Below are 17,260 nucleotides of genomic sequence, written 5' to 3'. Positions count from 1 at the left end.
TCGCAAACTCATTGCGCGCCGCAAAAGCGTCGCCAATTGGTGGATGAATTAAATCGGGTGGTGAACCTGGAATCGTACGTAATAGTTCATCCGATTTGTTTTCCAAATCAGGCATTGAACCAAGTAAGCCCCAAGTATATGGATGTTGTGGATTATAAAAAATTTCATCCACTGTCCCATATTCGACAATTTGACCAGCGTACATCACTGCTACGCGGTCTGCAATATTGGCTACTACACCTAAATCATGTGTAATAAAGATAATAGATGTATTGCTATTTTTTTGAATTTCTTTCATTAGTTCGATAATTTGTGCTTGAATTGTTACATCTAGTGCAGTCGTTGGTTCATCGGCAATTAATAATTTTGGATCTGCCGCTAATGCAATCGCGATAACAACACGTTGACGCATACCACCTGAAAATTCATGTGGATATTGGCTAAAACGTTTTTCTGGATATGGAATACCCACTTCCGTTAATAGCTCAATCGCACGGCGTTTAGCCTCTGATTTTGGTGTTGATTTCTTATGTTTTAAAATCACTTCCATAATCTGTTTGCCGACCTTCATCGTTGGATTCAATGCCGTCATTGGATCTTGGAAAATCATCGCGATATCATTACCACGGATTTTTGTCATTTCTTTTTCTGTACATTTAATTAAGTCTTTACCCTCAAAAAGAATTTCTCCGCCTGCATAAATACCAGGTGGTTGAGGAATGAGTTTCATTAATGCGTTACTTGTTACCGATTTACCTGAGCCTGATTCACCTACGATTGCTAATGTTTCACCTTGTTTTAAATCAAAGCTTACTCCACGAACAGCCTGTACAGTTCCAGCATATGTTTTGAAATTGATTTTTAAGTCATTAACTTCTAAAATTGTTTCACTCATTTTCTCACCCTCTTCTATTTACGTAGTTTTGGATCAAGTGCATCGCGCAATCCATCACCAATGGCGTTGAATGCGAAGATCGTCACCGAAATAAATAATGCTGGGAATATTAAACGCCATGGTGCAGTATCAATGGCATTATTCCCTTCTGAAGCCATCGTTCCCCAACTCGCCTGTGGTTGTGATACACCCAGACCAATATAAGATAGGAATGACTCCGTGAAAATAGCACTTGGAATTGTTAACGTCATTGTTACAATAATAGCTCCCAAAGCATTTGGTACTAAGTGGCGCATGATTAAATGTCCTGTACGTCCGCCTAGTGTGCGAGCTGCCAGTACATATTCTTGATTTTTGATTGATAATACTTCACCACGTACGATACGGGCCATATTTACCCAACCTGTAATCGATAACGCGATAATCATTGGGAGTAATCCTGGTTGCATAACAACTAGTAAGATGATTACAACTAATAGATAAGGAACCGCTGTTAAAACATCTGCAATACGCATCATAATATCATCGACACGTCCGCCTGCTAAACCAGCGATTGAGCCCCATGCAACACCGATAATTAAATCGATAATAGCCGCAGAAAGACCGATGAATAATGAAATTCGTGCACCATACCAAACGCGCGTAAAGACATCACGTCCTAAATCATCTGTACCAAACCAGTTTTTGGCACTCGGCGCGTGATTGAAATTACCAAGAACATCCGAGTATTTATAAGGAGATAACCATGGTACGAAAATCGCCATTAATGCGACGATAGCAATAATGATTAAACCGATAATAGCTAATTTATTATGAGAGAAGCGAAGCCATACTTCCTTCCAGAAGGACACTGATTTTTCAGCTAAAACTTCAGATGCTGATGAATTACCACCTACACGTTTGAATTTTTCTTGTGCAACTTTTGGTATTTCTCTTGTTTTTTGTGTCATTATTTTTTCGCTCCTTTCAATTTAATACGTGGATCGATTATGCCATATAAAATATCGACAAGTAGTACACCTACAAGAAGAATAATTGAGTAGAATACTGTTGTACCCATGATTACTGTGTAGTCACGGTTCGTAATAGATGTTACAAAGTATTTACCTAAACCTGGAATCGCGAAAATTTGCTCAACGATGAAACTACCTGTAATAACACCGGCAAATAGTGGCCCTAAGTAAGTAACTACTGGTAGAAGTGCGTTACGTAGTGTGTGTTTGAAGACTGTAGTCCACTTACCAAGTCCTTTTGCACGCGCCATTTTCACATATTCACTGTTGTTTTGTTCAAGCATACTCGAACGAGTTAGTTTAGCGATAAAGCCCATATGTGTGACAGCTATTGCAAATGCTGGCATGATACTGTAAGAAAACCCGTTCCAACCACCAATCGGTAGCCAGTGTAATTTTAAACCTACAAAATATTGCAATAAACCTGCCAAAATAAAGGACGGTACTGATATACCAAGGACTGCAAAGGTCGTACCTAAATAGTCGGGGAATTTATTGTGATACAGCGATGTAATGACACCGATTAAAACACCGAAGCCTACCGCCAATAACATTGCTTGAATACCGAGTGTCAATGACACTGGGAAACTTTCTTTAATCATATCATTCGTCGAACGATCTTTGTATTTCATCGATTGACCAAAATCTAATTTTGCTGTTGAAACTAAATAGTCTTTGTATTGAACGTACCATGGATTATCTAAGCCATATTCTTCATTCATTGCTTGCTCTATCTCAGGCGGCATGCTTTTTTCACTGGCAAATGGGCTACCAGGCGCTATACGCATTAGGAAGAACGTAATAGTGACGATGACGAATAATGCTATTAAAATATACCCAACTCTTTTTAAAATATACTTTAGCATTGAAATTCCCCCTTATTCTTAATGAAAAGATGGGCTGCTACAATACTCATCCGAAGACGGTATGCGCAGCCCGAATGCATTGCTCACCCTAAGATTCGCAATTCATTATTTAAGACATCATTATTTATTGATTTTTACTGCTTTAAGATTTACATTACCTAAAACATCAGGCTCTAAGTTCTTCACTGTATCTTTAATAACGAAAATAGTTGTGTAATCATAAAGTGGTGCAACTGGGAATTCAGACATTGCTACAGCTTCTGCAGATTGTAATAATTTAAGACGTTTTGCAGGGTCTGTTTCTTTGTTTGATTCAGCCATGAATTTTGTATACTTAGCATTTGACCAACCCGTTTGGTTATTGCCGTTATCAGCAGTTGTATACATATCTAAGAATGTATTGGCATCGTTGTAGTCACCAGACCAGCCCATACGGCCAACTTGGTAATCAAAACTTGTCATCTTATCTAAGAATACTTGCCATTCTGAGTTGTCAATCTTAGTAGAAATACCTAAGTTTTTATTCCAACCCTCTTGTACGAATTGTGCGATTGCAGCATGTGCTTCATCCGTATTGATTGACAGTTTAATTTCAACGTCTTTGGCATCTTTAATACCAAGTTCTTTCATACCTAGAGCAAGTGCTTTTTTAGCGCCCTCGATATCATTATCTTTAAAGAATTTTTCTTGTGTATCCCATCCAGCAATTGCATTTGGTACAATACCGTTTGCAGGTTTTTGGTTGGCTTTTGTTACATTATCAATTAGACCTTGACGATCGATTGCTAATGTTAAAGCTTTACGGATATTTGCATTACTCATCATTTTATCTTTTGTATTAAATTTATATAGATAAATGGATGCTGTATCTTTAATTTTTAAAGTTTTGTCTGCTTTGTAAGCATCGATTGCATCAAGTGGTACAGACTGGAACGGTGCACCTAAGAAATCAATGTCTCCGTTTTTGTACATACGGTTCGCTGTTGTTGAAGATTCCACCATTGCGATATTGATTTGATCAACATCTACATTCGCTTTATCCCAATAATTTTTTTCTTTTTTAAGCGTTACTGAGCTGTTATGTTTCCACTCTGATAGTGAATAAGGACCGTTTGTTACATAGTCTTTACCTGCTTCAGCAGCCCATTTTTTATTGCTTGTAGCTACTTTTTCATTTACTGGCATAAATGTGTAGAAAGCAGTTAATTGCGTGAAATATGGAGTTGGGTTCTCTAAAGTAACGACAAGTGTTTTGTCATCTTTAGCTGTTACGCCAACATCTTTTGCTTTACCTTTACCAGTGTTAAATGCTTCCGCACCTTTTACTGGGTAAAGAATTGAAGAATACTGTGATTGGTTTTCAGGATTTAAAGCCCATTTCCAAGCGTATTCAAAGTCACCAGCGACTACTGCATCGCCATTTGACCATTTTGTATCACGTAAAGTGAATGTGTAAGTTAGTTGGTCTTTACTTACTTTAACGTCTTCAGCCATCGCGTTCTCAACTTGACCTTTTTGATCAACACGAGTTAAACCTTCAAATAAACCATTTAGGATTGAACCTGATTGAGTATCTGTAGATAGTTGCGGATTAAGTGTTGGTGGTTCAGAAGCGATCGCTAAGTTTAGCGTTTTGCTTTCTTTAGAAGAATCTTCTTTAGAAGAATCTCCCCCGAATCCACATGCGCTTAATACTAATGTTAAAGCAGCAAGGATTGCTAACCATAAAAAGTTTTTTTTCATGATTGTGCCTCCTAGATGAATTTAGAATATAGCTATGTATTAATAGCATGTTATTACTATATCAAAACAATTTTAAGAAAAAAAGAAGTTAATTGAATATTTTTAACTCGCACACTATTACAGTTATTCAATTTTCAATATACTTTATTATCCAATACAAAAAAACTTGTAGTTTTATGAGAAAAAAGGTGTCAAAATCGTCAAATAAATAATAAAAATACTATAATGAGGATATATATACAAAACTGATTATTCTGTAAAATGACACAATTAAAGAAAATAGTTCTTACACTAATGTATTAAAGCGCTGTTTTTTTAGTGTAATAAGTTTCAAATATGATTCATTTAAACTATCTAAACATTTTAAATAGTTTAATTTTTGTAAATATTTGATTTATGAGTGAATTTAGTAGTATTGTACTTTATAGAGAAAATAGTCTACTTTTTGATTAAATTTATGTCTTTTCTATGTTTATAACATGAATTTACACATAATTAAAAGCCCTCACATTTTTCATGTAAGGGCTCAACATTTTATTACGCTAAAGTTTTATCAGACAATTTTTCACTTCAGTGAGGAGAAGTGGATTTTCTTTTTCCAAATCAATCTTGATGTACATTGTCTGCAATAGTGATTTACAGTTTTTATACAAATTCCAGTATTGTTGTTTGTTCAATTTCTCTTGTTGTTTCTCTAAAAATTCTGGTACTCTTATGAAAAAATCAATTAATTTCTTCTCATTAAATCCTTTTTTTAACAAACTATAAATGGCTTCAATCGTGTATTTTTCCTCATCGTAAACATATAAGGTATGAAAAGTAAAAATTTTATTAAGTAATGTTTGAAAAATTTCAGTATAATACTTTGCGTCTAAACGAGATGATTTAATCATTTCATGTAAAGCATTAATAGACAAAATAATACTGTTTACCGCGCCCATATTTTCTGTGTAACTACGGTAATCCTGCTCTAAATCTAAATATAACAGTAATCTCGAACGGATTTGCTCAAAGAGCGCTGTCGGTAAAAATACATCCTTGGCATCACGTTTTAGTAATAAATATAAAATATAACATGAAAAAACACGTGTCATTTTATTGCGACTAGCCGTATCACCAATCTCTAAAAACAGATAATCATCTGTTATGATACGTCGTGCCAACGCTTCCATCGAATCTTCGGAAATATAACCTTCTACAAGAATTTCCTCAATTGCCGGATTAATAATATCTTCTTTTAATTGTAAATCTTCTGTTTGTGTATGTTCGATCATCGCTTCTACTAATTCATCCACATTGACATCAGCCCAGTCGATATCGTCCTGACGAAGCGCCACTAGCTGTTCTTTTAGTTTTTCCTCATTCATATATCGGTTCCCTCCACTCCATCATAGGCATCCTATGATGTAAACTGTCATGTGAACTAATTTTTGCCCTATATATACTTCTCTATACCTTTATAAAGGATGTACTAAACTATTTTCAAGCGTCAATTCAACGGCAATTCTTCCAGTATTGGTTGCAACTTTTGTGCTGCCTGCCGGAGAAAATAGGACGCATTTTCAAGAGATTGTTGTGGTGATACATCTCCTTGAACAACCGATAAAATCGCATAAAAATAGGGTTGTAATATTTTGCGATCACATGCCGAAACACGACCTGATAATAATATGGTGGGTACTTCATGCCTCCTAGCAATTTCAGCTATATGAAGTGGTGCTTTACCAGCCAAAGTTTGTTCATCCGAACACCCTTCGCCCGTAATAACAACGGTACTGTGTCCTAAATATTCTTCATACTTTGCATTATGCAAGACAAGTACCGCTCCTGCAACCATCTCACAATTAAAAAATGCTAAAAATGCGGCTCCTATTCCTCCTGCTGCACCTGCTCCAGGAACATTGCTAACCGCCTTACCAACACGCCTTTCATACATGCGCCCAACAGAAGCTAATTGTTGATCTACCTGCTCTATTGCTGGATATTTCAACCCTTTTTGAGGACCAAACACCACACTTGCCCCTGCTTCTCCACATAAAGGGTTGCTAACATCATTAGCGATGATAAAGTGACAATTTACCAATCTTTCATCGAGTGTTGTATGATCCAAATTTTGAACGGTCATTATGTGTGGATTAGCTAGAAGTTGCTGTCCATCATCAAAGAACCTCATACCCAATGCCGCTAACATACCTACCCCACCATCATTTGTCGCACTCCCACCAATACCAATTGTAAAATGACGATACCCTTCATCGATTAAATTTTTAATTAGTTCTCCCACACCATATGTTGTAGCAACTAATGGATTACGATGATGATGTTCTACTAAATGAAGACCACATATTTCGGCCATTTCAATGATTACTTTATTTCCAATGATCGCGTAGCTTGCTGTGACGGATTGCCCCATTGGTCCAGTGACCTTCTGCTTAAAACGCTGTACCTCATCTGACATTGCCAATAAGAAACCTTCACCACCATCTGAAATCGGTAGATTGATAACATCATACGTACTATCCATTTTTTTGAGTTCCTCTATTATAATGGCACTGACCTCATCTGCTTGTAATGACCCTTTAAAAGAATCGGGCGCGACAATTATTTTCATCTAGTGTATACCTCCAGTCTAATTTCACGAGAAATGTATGTCTTTAGGATCCTGCAATCTCTGAACAACCTCTCTTTCACCGGTACACAAAGCCTATTGTATTGAATCTATTGTATCAAATTACTAGAAAAACCTCGAAAAAACCACAGCTTACTATAAAAATAGTCAATGCTCTCGAGCGTGACTTTATGACAATTAACAGGGTGTAATGGCTGTGAAAAAACGACAAAAGCCTCGTAGTAACTAGCATGATACTAGTTTACTACGAGGCTTTTATTATACGTTCTTATTCTGCTTCAGGAATACCATCATACAACGCTTGAACTGGTTTTACTAAGACATTTGTAATTTCTTCAATTACTGAACTCAATGCCATTTCAGCAATTAACATGGCATTTATTTTTTCATTTTGTTGCGCTAATTGAGCTGTTTTTTGAGCATATTGTAACTCATCTTCATTTAAATCTTCGCCTGTTGCTTGTTTTTCTTGTAAAGTCATTTGCATTTTGCGAAAGTTTGAGAATAAAGCAACTGCTGATTCATCCTCTTTTACTGCTTCAATTGCTGTTTCCAATGCTTTAAATTGTTCTAATTGACGGAAAGTACCTTCAAGTTTGTTTAAATCATTATACATATTAATCATTTTAATAATCTCCTTTTATTTAAAATAGTATTGCAATAAAGCCTTGTAATAAACCGATGATGCCACCTAAAAAGAATCCAAGAACTGTAATCATTTTGAACTCTCTTTTTGATATACCTAATACAAGATCTTCCAATGTTTCAACAGGGAATTTATCCACCTGTTCTTTCACAACATTTTCAAGATCCATACGCGATAGTATATCTTCTAGTTTCGCTTCGATTTGTGTAAAAGCAGTATCGACTAATTTTGGATACGCATTGTCCTCTAACCATTGAGCCCCATTCGGCAAATAGTGTACAAGAGGTAAATCAAGGCGATCGCGAATAGCTAATTGTTCTTTAGCATACGTTTGAATTTTAGTAGTAGTGGAAGTGAAATCTAGATCACCAAACATTTGTGGCACTGTTTGCACTTGTAACTTCTGCCATTCCTTCGTCAATAATGATGTTAACATAACAAAGGTCTGATCCGCTACGATAAACTTCTTCACTTCACGTTGTAACATCGGAACGAGTGCTGAACCATCGCCAATGAACATTTGCACCATACCTCCAAAAGTTCCTTTAGAAGAAAGGAAGCCATCAATTAGCCCTTTGATTGTTTGTGTGCCTTCTTCTGATTCGAAATAATCATCCCCCTTATTCAAAATATAGCGGGCGATCTCTGGAATCTTACTTTGTGCTTTTTCTTGCCATTCTTGCGGCAGTAATTGTTGCACGGTTTGAGTAGATAATGTATTTTTTAATGTATCAATTTGTTGCATAATTAGTGCATCTACTTTGTGTTCAATCAACTCAGGTGCATGCGGAATACCAGCCTGATCTAACCATTGTTGCAATGTTTTATCATCGCTAAATAACACTGTTTTCGTTTTGTCATTTAACCATTTTGAAACAGTTGCTTTCATCGTCGCATTAAAAAATTTTGTGCGGAATGTTTCCGGTGTCAATAAATAGTTAATAACCGTTTTCCCTAGTTGTTTTGCTAACTCATCACGTCTTCTAGGTATTAACCCCGGAGTGAACGGTAATCTTTTCCCCCATAAATATACGGCATTATGTGGTCTAAAAAGCATTTTAATTGCGACATGATTCGTCAAACCGCCGATTAACGCACCGACAACAACCATGAATACTATTGTAAAAAATGAAGTCATTCATTTCACCTCTTCTATAAACTATAGCTTATTATAACAAAGCGTTCACTATTGTAAAATGAATATCTTCCGCCACATTAGTAGCATTTTTCACAAGCTGTCACGTATACTACAACTGAGGGGGAATGAATGATGATTCAGCATTTTACATACGAAAGATTATACGCTGGTGAATTACCGGGTTGGCGTATTTCCTTCTATTATAATAGAATAAAGCATGATGCTCTTTATTTAGGTGATGGCACAATTGAAATGGTTCATCCTTTAGAAGCTAAGCTTTCATCAAAAGTAAAACAGGATCTACATGAACTCATGGTTTTTCACATCTATGATTAATAACAGAAAAAGACTTTGGAATCGGCAAGCGACTCCAAAGTCTTTTATTGTTTTTTACTACCCGATTGCAATTTATACATCTGCTTATAACGTCCCTCAATTGCTAGTAGCTCATCATGAGATCCACTTTCAACAATTTCACCTGCATCTAAAACAAGAATTTTATCAGCATTTTTAATAGTAGAAAGTCGATGTGCAATAATAAATGTCGTACGTCCTTTTTTCAGAACATCCATCGCGTGTTGAATAATTTCTTCTGTTTCTGAATCAATATTAGATGTCGCTTCATCTAATATAAGAATAGCCGGATTAAATGCCAATGCACGTGCAAAAGAAATGAGTTGTCGCTGACCGGAAGACAAGGTACTACCACGCTCAACAACTGGCTCATCAATACCTAGAGGTAGATTTTCTAATACGCGTTCACCGCCAACTGCATTTAATGCTGCGATGATTTGTTCACGTGAAATATTTTCATCATTTAAGCTAACATTAGAGGCGATTGTACCGGTAAATAAATAAGGATCTTGCAAGACGATTCCCATATGTTGTCGCACTGTTTGGCGAGAAAAATTTTCGATGTTTTGACCATCAATTGTAATCGTCCCTTTGTTGACATCATAATAGCGGAAAAGTAAATTCATAATTGACGATTTACCTGAACCTGTATGACCGACTAACGCAACCGTTTCTCCTGGAAATGCCTCGATTGAAATATTTTTCAAAACATACTCTTCTTCCTTATAAGCAAACCATACATGCTCAAATTGCACATGCCCTTTATAGCGTGGTGTTTTTTGTAATTCAACGTCCTCACCTGGATACTCCATTAACTCGAATACACGAGCTGCTGCTACATTTGCACGTTCTAAACGTGAAAACTGATCAACGATTTGCATAATTGGATTCATCGTGCGCGTAATATAGTCGACAAATGCATACAATACACCAACCGACACGACTAAATTTCCTGAAATTTCCTGAGAACTAAAATACCAAATAAAAGCAATAAAGATTAGCATACGAATAACACCAACTAAATTATGTGATGTTAATGAATCCAATAATAAAATTTTCGTATTAAATTTATAATGTTCATCATTGATTGTATCAAATTCATTTTTCATTTTCTTTTCTTGTCCATATGCTTGAATAATCGTCATACCATTGATGGATTCGTTAAGCATGCCATTCAACTCTGATAACTTCGAACGGACTACATGATTATATTTAACGGCATATTTACGATACACAATCATCCAAATAATTAATATCGGTATGATGATGAGCGTAAATAAGCCCATGCGCCAATCAAGTGCAAACATGATGATAAAAATACCAAGTAACGTAACAAAGCTCATTGCAAATTGAGCAACAACCGATACGAATAGTTCACGAATTGCTTCCGTATCATTCGTAATACGCGATACGACTTTCCCCGCTGGTAAACGATCAAAATAATTGATTGATAAACGTTGAATTTGTGCGTACACATCTTTACGAATTTTTTGAACGATACGATTTGCGCCCAACATAAGCATATAGTTTTGTCCATAACGGAAAAATCCGTAGACAACTGCCATTGTAAAGTACAGACCTAACATCCAGTAGAGTGGCTTCACTTGTAAACCTTGTCCTGAGATATTCGTCACATAATGATCTAAAATATACTTGACGATTAAAGGCCCCGATAAATCGGCCGCTACCGCTACTAATAACAAGAGTAGACCAATAGACATTTCTTTTTTGAATTGCAGGGCATAATGCCATAATTTTTTGCTAACAGACATTAGTCAAGCCCCCCTTCTAGTTGTTGCAGATCAAATTGTTCTTTGTACCAACCGCCTTCTTTAATTAGTTCTTCATGTGTTCCTCTTTCTGTAATGACACCATTTTCTATAACGATAATTTGATCGGCATGTGTGATGGCAGATAGTCGATGCGTAACAATAATTGTTGTGCGCCCTTTACGATGTTCTTGTATATTGTGGATGATTGTACTTTCTGTTTTCGCGTCTACCGCTGACAGGGAATCATCTAATATGAGTATTTCTGGATTGCGAATAAATGCCCGTGCAATCGATATACGTTGTTTTTGTCCACCTGATAATGACACACCTCTTTCACCCACAAGCGTTTCAAGACCTTCCGGTAAACGATTTAAATCATCTTCAAAATTAGCCATTTGGATTGCTGTACGCACTTCATCTTCCGTCGCATCTGGTTTACCAAATAAAATATTTTCACGTATTGTGCGCGAGAATAATACATGACTTTGAGGTACATAACCAATCCAATTTAAGACATCTTTTTTCATCTGCTGCTCGATTGGTACTTCTCCAATTGCTAGAATACCATCGCCATTCGGATACTCTTTTAAAAGTTGTTTCACAATCGTCGATTTACCACTACCTGTTTTACCAACAATACCTAATGTCTGTCCTTTTTCTAAATTAAAATCCACATCCGTTAAATTGACATTTGATGATGTTGGATACGTGAAATGAACATTTTTAAATGAAATATTCGTCGGAGAGTGGACTATATTACGTTTTTCTGGATCTGGTACATCGTCCACTTCTTCTAAAGTTTCCATGACACGTTCCAATGAAGCCTGCCCTTGTTGGAGTACGTTGATTAACTCACCAATTGCCATCATCGGCCATACGACCATGCCCAAGTAAACAGTAAATGTTACAAGTTCACCAACTGTTATTTCGCCTGTGGATACTAAAGAAGCACCATAACCTAGCCCAATAACATAACTTAAAGAGGTGATAATTTTACTGACTGGTCCAAATAAACTATTCATAATTGCTACACGCATATATTTTTGTACAACTTCCTCTGTTTTTGTAGCAAATCGTGCTTCCATATCACGTTCTTTAACATAGGCACGTACAACGCGAACGCCTTCTACACTTTCTAAGACACTATCATTGAGTTCACCAAAAGAGGCCTGTGAAATTTTATAGCGCGTATGAATTTGCTTGCCAATCACTTGTAGCAATATAGCAAGAATTGGTAATGGTAGAACTGCTGCTACTGTTAATTTCCATGAAATAGCAAAACCCATCATAACTAAAATTGTTGCTAAGTATAGGGTAGAATCAATCAATGTCATAATACCAAAACCAACGGTATCTGATACTGCGCTCAAATCATTTGTCGAGCGTGCCATTAAATCCCCCGTACGATTGCGCTCATAAAAGGGCGGACGCATTTTCAAAAATTTCGACATCAATCGAGAACGCAACGTTTTTTGAATGACATAAGAACCTCCAAAAAGTTGAAATTGCCAAATGAAATTTACAATATACGTTAAAATAAGTAAAATAATAAATAAAATAACATACTGCCATAATAATTCCGTTGTCATATCATTTGTATGAATTGCATCGATCGTATCCCCGATAATTTTTGGTGGAATTACTTCAAAAATATTGGCGACTATTAATAATGCCAGTGCAATTGTATATCTACGCCAATTATCTTTGAAAAACCATTTAAGTTTCCATAATACAGTGAACATTAAGTTACCTTCCTTCTAATGCTATTATTCCCTCTACCAAACGACAAAAAGACGCACAACTCTAGAAAGAGCGTGCGCCTTCATAAGAGTATTGATTGCATATGCAGCCAATACTAAAAATAGACAAATTAATAGTTCATTTGTTATTTGTGTTTTAGTAGAGGCATGTTTTTGAAATTACGTTGTAATTGTTGTAGTTTAGTCATTGTAGTTTTCATTATTCATACCTCCATTCTCGTTATATTCACATATTTCGTGTATCTATATGCTAACACTTCGGTTTCCGAACTGTCAATAATTTTTAGAAAAAAATGAATTATTAATCTTTTATTTCCAGCGTATTATATGAAGTGTACTTCATATTCTGTCGACTTCTCTCTATACAGAAAACAATTGAATTCGGAAGAAGTTCTCTATTTTAATCAACTTTATCCTATAATTGCTGTCAGGCACCGGATTTTTTGATTCGGAAATTTGTATTTTTTGCGTATTTATCTTATTATTGAGCTACTTAACATTTTTTAAAAATACAGGAGGTGTACACTTTATTCTCCCCCTCATTTGGGTTTAGAGTAAAGGAAGTCTTTGGACATAGCCATACGGTTGACAGCATTTGCTGTCTTGATCGCATGTTCAGCTTTTTTCGTAGCGACAGAGTTCTCTATTGTAAAGGTTCGAACAACAAAAATTGACCAGCTTATTGCAGAAGGTAATACAAAAGCAATAAAAGCTAAAAAAGTAATTTCAAGTTTAGATGAATACTTATCTGCATGCCAATTAGGTATAACGATTACTTCATTAGGACTTGGTTGGTTAGGTGCCGAAACAATTGCCATGGTACTCAAGCCAATATTTGATTTAATCGCAGTAGATGCTAGCGTGATGACGGTTGTATCTTATATTGTGTCATTTTCAATCGTGACTTTTGTGCACGTCGTTGTCGGTGAATTAGCACCGAAAACACTTGCTATTCAAAAAGCAGAAGCTGTAGCCATACATACAGCACCTGTATTAATACTTTTCCATAATGTCATGTATCCATTTATAAAAATATTAAATTCTTCAGCAAATGGATTGGCAGCACTTTTTGGTATACGCGGTGCAAATGATTCTGAGGTCGCTATGACGGAAGAAGAATTACGGATCATCTTATCGGACAGCTTAAAAGGCGGAGAGATTAATCAATCCGAGTATAAGTATGTTGACAATATTTTTGATTTTGATGACCGTACAGCAAAAGAAGTCATGGTTCCAAGAACAGAAATTGTTGGTATCGATAAAGAGCTTACACTAAAAGAAGTTTTTGACTTGATGGGCGTCGAGCAATATACGCGCTACCCTGTCATTGATGGTGATAAGGATCATGTATTAGGTTTAGTAAATATGAAGCACTTATTAACAGCGTATATTCGCAATCCAGAAGTAAATGGTATCAAACCAATCACTTCATTTATGCGCCCTGTTATTCGCGTGTTTGAAACGAGTCCAATAAGCGATTTACTATTGAAAATCCAACGTGAACGAATTCATATGGCTATTTTGATGGACGAATATGGTGGTACATCAGGTCTTGTTACAATCGAAGATATTATCGAAGAAATTGTAGGTGATATTCGAGATGAATTTGATGCTGATGAAGTACCTGAAGTACGTATTATTGGTGAAAACCACTATATCGTCGATGCGAAAATGCTACTCGAAAATGTCAATGACATCTTGAATATTACAATTGAAGATGATGATATTGATACGATCGGTGGATGGTTTATGACGCAGAACTTTGATGCTAAAGAAGGCGAAAAAGTCGTCAATCAAGGCTATGAATTCATCGTTAAAGAATTGGATGGACACCATTTAATCTATCTTGAAATTATGAAAGAACCTTTACCGATAATAGAAACTACAGCAACTGTAGCACAGCAAGCATAAAAACGACGTCACACCTTTTACATGGTGTGACGTCGTTTTCTACTGTTGAAATTTCTTGTAGGAGGGAAAAAGAGTGACCACATATGAAAACTTACGCAAAGGAGAAAGAGGTGCGTGGATCAGCATTACCGCGTATATTATTCTCAGCTTTGCAAAACTACTAATCGGCTATATAGGAAACTCTACAGCACTTAAAGCTGATGGTTTAAATAATACAACAGATATCATCGCATCGGTTGCTGTATTGATCGGCCTACGTATTTCTCAAAAACCACCTGATGGCGATCATACGTACGGGCATATGCGTGCCGAAACAGTGGCTTCTCTTATCGCTTCTTTTATTATGGCGGTTGTTGGGATTCAAGTGTTATTTAGTGCGGCAAAACGTCTTTTTGAACCCACTGACCTTGCCCCTTCACCTCTTACAGCTGCGGTTGCTGTCGTCTCTGGTATCGTGATGCTCTTTGTCTACCGTTATAATATGAAGCTTTCAAAAGAAATAAATAGCACTGCCGTAAAAGCGGCGGCTCTTGATAATCGCTCAGATGCTTATGTCAGCTTTGGTGCTGCAATTGGTATAGGAGCTGCTTCTCTTGGATATCCAATCATTGATTCCATTACAGCAATGATTGTGGGGATGATCATTATTAAAACTGCATATGAGATTTTTGCAGAGAGCGTCATGACATTAACAGATGGTTTCGACGAGCATGAACTCAAAGCACTTTCTGACGTTGTCAAACATGTTGATGGTGTCATCGAATTAATCGATATTAAAGGACGTAATCACGGTAGCATGATTCTTGTTGATTTGACAGTTACAGTGGACCCTCAGCTCAATGTTTGGGATAGCCATCATATTACTGAAAATATTGAAAAAGAAATTCGCTTACAAAAACCAACATCCATCGTTCTCGTCCATATTGAACCCGAGGGCTTATTACATGACCATAGCCATAATAATTTTTAATTAGTTTGACAACTTCATTTGCTTTTGATAGTATAATATTAAATTATGAAACGAGAGAAGGTGAGTATTATGACAATAACTAAACATACAATTGCGCAACATCTTTTTAGTATGTCATTTACCACTCGCCTCGATTCGCCTTGTAACTAAGTGCGACTCGTCTTCTTTATTGTGCGGTTAAGGTCTATGGCATCTAAAAAGATGCCATAGACCTTTTTTTAATCACACACTATTGGAGGAACTCACATTGAATTTAACAAATTTTGGCTTCACTGAATTTTTTCACACACAAACTACTGAACTAACACAACTAGATAAATATAAAACATTAATTCCAGGGCGTGTTACCGTTGAACATAAGCACTCTTATCGGATTATTACTGTAGAAGGAGAAATACTTGCTGCCGTTTCTGGTCATTTTGCCTTTCATGCTTTTGAACGTCAACATTACCCTGCTGTCGGCGACTGGGTGCTACTTGAAAAACTACCTGGTGAAGAGAAGGGCGTAATTCACAAGCTATTAGACAGAAAATCTGTTTTTTCCAGAAAAATTGCCGGCTTAGAAATAGACGAGCAAATCATCGCATCCAATGTTGACATCGTATTCATCGTCACAAGTTTAAATGATGATTTTAATATTCGCCGCATAGAACGTTATATTACTGCAGCATGGAACTCTGGCGCCACACCTGTTATCCTATTGACGAAAGCAGACCTTTGTGAAAATGTAGATGACTTTGTGGATGAAGTGGCAACTGTCGCATTGGGCGTTGAGATCATACCGATTAGCACACTAACAGGTCTTGGCTTATCCACCGTACATGAGCTGTTACAACCCAATCACACTGCAGCCCTTTTAGGTTCATCAGGTGTCGGCAAATCTACTTTAACGAATGCTCTTTTAGAAGAGAATCTAATGACCACACAGACGATTCGAGAAGATGACGCCCGCGGACGACATACGACGACACATCGTGAATTATTTGCACTTCCTACTGGTGGTGTCATCATTGATACACCAGGAATGCGTGAATTACAGCTATGGAATAACGGTGACGCCCTTGATAGCAGTTTTTCCGATATAAAAGAATTAGCTGAAATATGTAAATTTAGAGATTGTACCCATAAAAAAGAACCCGGTTGTGCAGTGCGTCATGCTATCGAATCTGGCTCCCTTGATGAAATTCGCCTTTCTAGCTACTTCAAACTTTTAAAAGAAATAGCCTATATCGATGCAAAAACAGCTAAACAGACAACCGCAGCTAAAGCAAAACAACAAAAAATCTTGTATAGTCGAAAAAGACAATAAATAAATTGCTACAAAAGCTAAAAGAAGCTAGCATAAGAGATGTTTTTTAACAATTGAAATGCATTTACATGTTAGATCGTGTTCTTTTGGCTACATGTCTCGAGTAAAATGAGTTCGGTCTTGTACAAGGGCACTGAAAAACTTACGTTTTTTATGACGAGTTGATTTTTTAGATAAAAATAAGGCACTTTCTGTTCGATTTGAACAGAAAGTGCCTTATTTCATTGTCTATTTCTTACTCTTTTTCATTTAGC

14 protein-coding genes are annotated in these 17,260 nt (G+C 36.5%); 4 read left to right on the top strand and 10 right to left on the bottom strand.

Annotated features, from left to right (window positions below; translation table 11 throughout):
- The 8 genes from DEX24_RS16145 to DEX24_RS16110 form a co-directional block, all read right to left on the bottom strand.
- Positions 1–895 (bottom strand): ABC transporter ATP-binding protein (locus DEX24_RS16145; protein WP_109307416.1); only part of this gene is annotated, 895 nt, incomplete at its 3' end.
- 14 nt (positions 896–909) lie between these two features.
- Positions 910–1,845: an ABC transporter permease gene (locus tag DEX24_RS16140; RefSeq protein WP_109307415.1), complete on the bottom strand. Its 936-nt coding sequence runs from the start codon at positions 1,843–1,845 to the stop codon at positions 910–912.
- Positions 1,845–2,774 (bottom strand): ABC transporter permease, encoded by a 930-nt coding sequence (locus DEX24_RS16135; protein WP_109307414.1) that lies wholly within the window; start codon positions 2,772–2,774, stop codon positions 1,845–1,847. The genes DEX24_RS16140 and DEX24_RS16135 overlap by 1 nt, the downstream gene beginning before the upstream one ends.
- Before the next feature lie 120 nt (positions 2,775–2,894).
- Positions 2,895–4,517 carry a peptide ABC transporter substrate-binding protein gene (locus DEX24_RS16130; RefSeq protein WP_109307413.1) on the bottom strand — a complete coding sequence of 541 codons (1,623 nt, stop codon included), beginning with the start codon at positions 4,515–4,517 and terminating at the stop codon, positions 2,895–2,897.
- A 542-nt stretch (positions 4,518–5,059) separates the two neighbouring features.
- Complete coding sequence (locus DEX24_RS16125) at positions 5,060–5,884, bottom strand: DUF2785 domain-containing protein (protein WP_109307412.1); 825 nt, start codon at positions 5,882–5,884, stop codon at positions 5,060–5,062.
- A gap of 122 nt (positions 5,885–6,006) precedes the next feature.
- A complete protein-coding gene (locus DEX24_RS16120) occupies positions 6,007–7,128 on the bottom strand; it encodes a glycerate kinase family protein (RefSeq protein WP_109307411.1) in 1,122 nt (373 codons plus the stop codon).
- Between the two features lie 286 nt (positions 7,129–7,414).
- On the bottom strand, positions 7,415–7,771 hold the full coding sequence (locus DEX24_RS16115; RefSeq protein ID WP_109307410.1) for a YlbF family regulator: 357 nt from the start codon (positions 7,769–7,771) through the stop codon (positions 7,415–7,417).
- A gap of 19 nt (positions 7,772–7,790) precedes the next feature.
- Positions 7,791–8,930, bottom strand: a complete 1,140-nt coding sequence (locus DEX24_RS16110) for a DUF445 domain-containing protein (protein ID WP_109307409.1) — start codon at positions 8,928–8,930, stop codon at positions 7,791–7,793.
- Between the two features lie 132 nt (positions 8,931–9,062).
- Here DEX24_RS16110 and DEX24_RS16105 point away from each other — a divergent pair, with 132 nt between their 5' ends.
- Complete coding sequence (locus DEX24_RS16105) at positions 9,063–9,266, top strand: DUF5342 family protein (RefSeq protein WP_109307408.1); 204 nt, start codon at positions 9,063–9,065, stop codon at positions 9,264–9,266.
- A 44-nt stretch (positions 9,267–9,310) separates the two neighbouring features.
- On the opposite strand, the gene DEX24_RS16100 is transcribed toward DEX24_RS16105, so the two are convergent.
- Together DEX24_RS16100 and DEX24_RS16095 are read right to left on the bottom strand one after the other, a co-directional pair.
- Positions 9,311–11,056 carry an ABC transporter ATP-binding protein gene (locus tag DEX24_RS16100; RefSeq protein ID WP_109307407.1) on the bottom strand — a complete coding sequence of 582 codons (1,746 nt, stop codon included), beginning with the start codon at positions 11,054–11,056 and terminating at the stop codon, positions 9,311–9,313.
- A complete protein-coding gene (locus DEX24_RS16095) occupies positions 11,056–12,798 on the bottom strand; it encodes an ABC transporter ATP-binding protein (RefSeq protein ID WP_109307406.1) in 1,743 nt (580 codons plus the stop codon). The genes DEX24_RS16100 and DEX24_RS16095 overlap by 1 nt, the downstream gene beginning before the upstream one ends.
- Before the next feature lie 585 nt (positions 12,799–13,383).
- On the opposite strand from DEX24_RS16095, the gene DEX24_RS16090 reads away from it, so the two are divergent.
- The 3 genes from DEX24_RS16090 (at position 13,384) to rsgA (ending at position 17,006) form a co-directional block, all read left to right on the top strand.
- Positions 13,384–14,727 carry a hemolysin family protein gene (locus DEX24_RS16090; protein WP_246131562.1) on the top strand — a complete coding sequence of 448 codons (1,344 nt, stop codon included), beginning with the start codon at positions 13,384–13,386 and terminating at the stop codon, positions 14,725–14,727.
- 73 nt (positions 14,728–14,800) lie between these two features.
- Positions 14,801–15,697 (top strand): cation diffusion facilitator family transporter, encoded by an 897-nt coding sequence (locus DEX24_RS16085; protein WP_109307404.1) that lies wholly within the window; start codon positions 14,801–14,803, stop codon positions 15,695–15,697.
- 247 nt (positions 15,698–15,944) lie between these two features.
- Complete coding sequence (gene rsgA / locus DEX24_RS16080) at positions 15,945–17,006, top strand: ribosome small subunit-dependent GTPase A (RefSeq protein WP_109307403.1); 1,062 nt, start codon at positions 15,945–15,947, stop codon at positions 17,004–17,006.
- The last annotated feature ends 254 nt before the right edge of the window (positions 17,007–17,260 follow it).

Origin of the sequence: Kurthia sibirica, assembly GCF_003143975.1 — a bacterium.
Classification (GTDB): domain Bacteria; phylum Bacillota; class Bacilli; order Bacillales_A; family Planococcaceae; genus Kurthia; species Kurthia sibirica.
The sequence above is the reverse complement of the archived record's forward strand: the minus strand, read 5'-3'. Positions and strand labels throughout refer to the sequence as shown.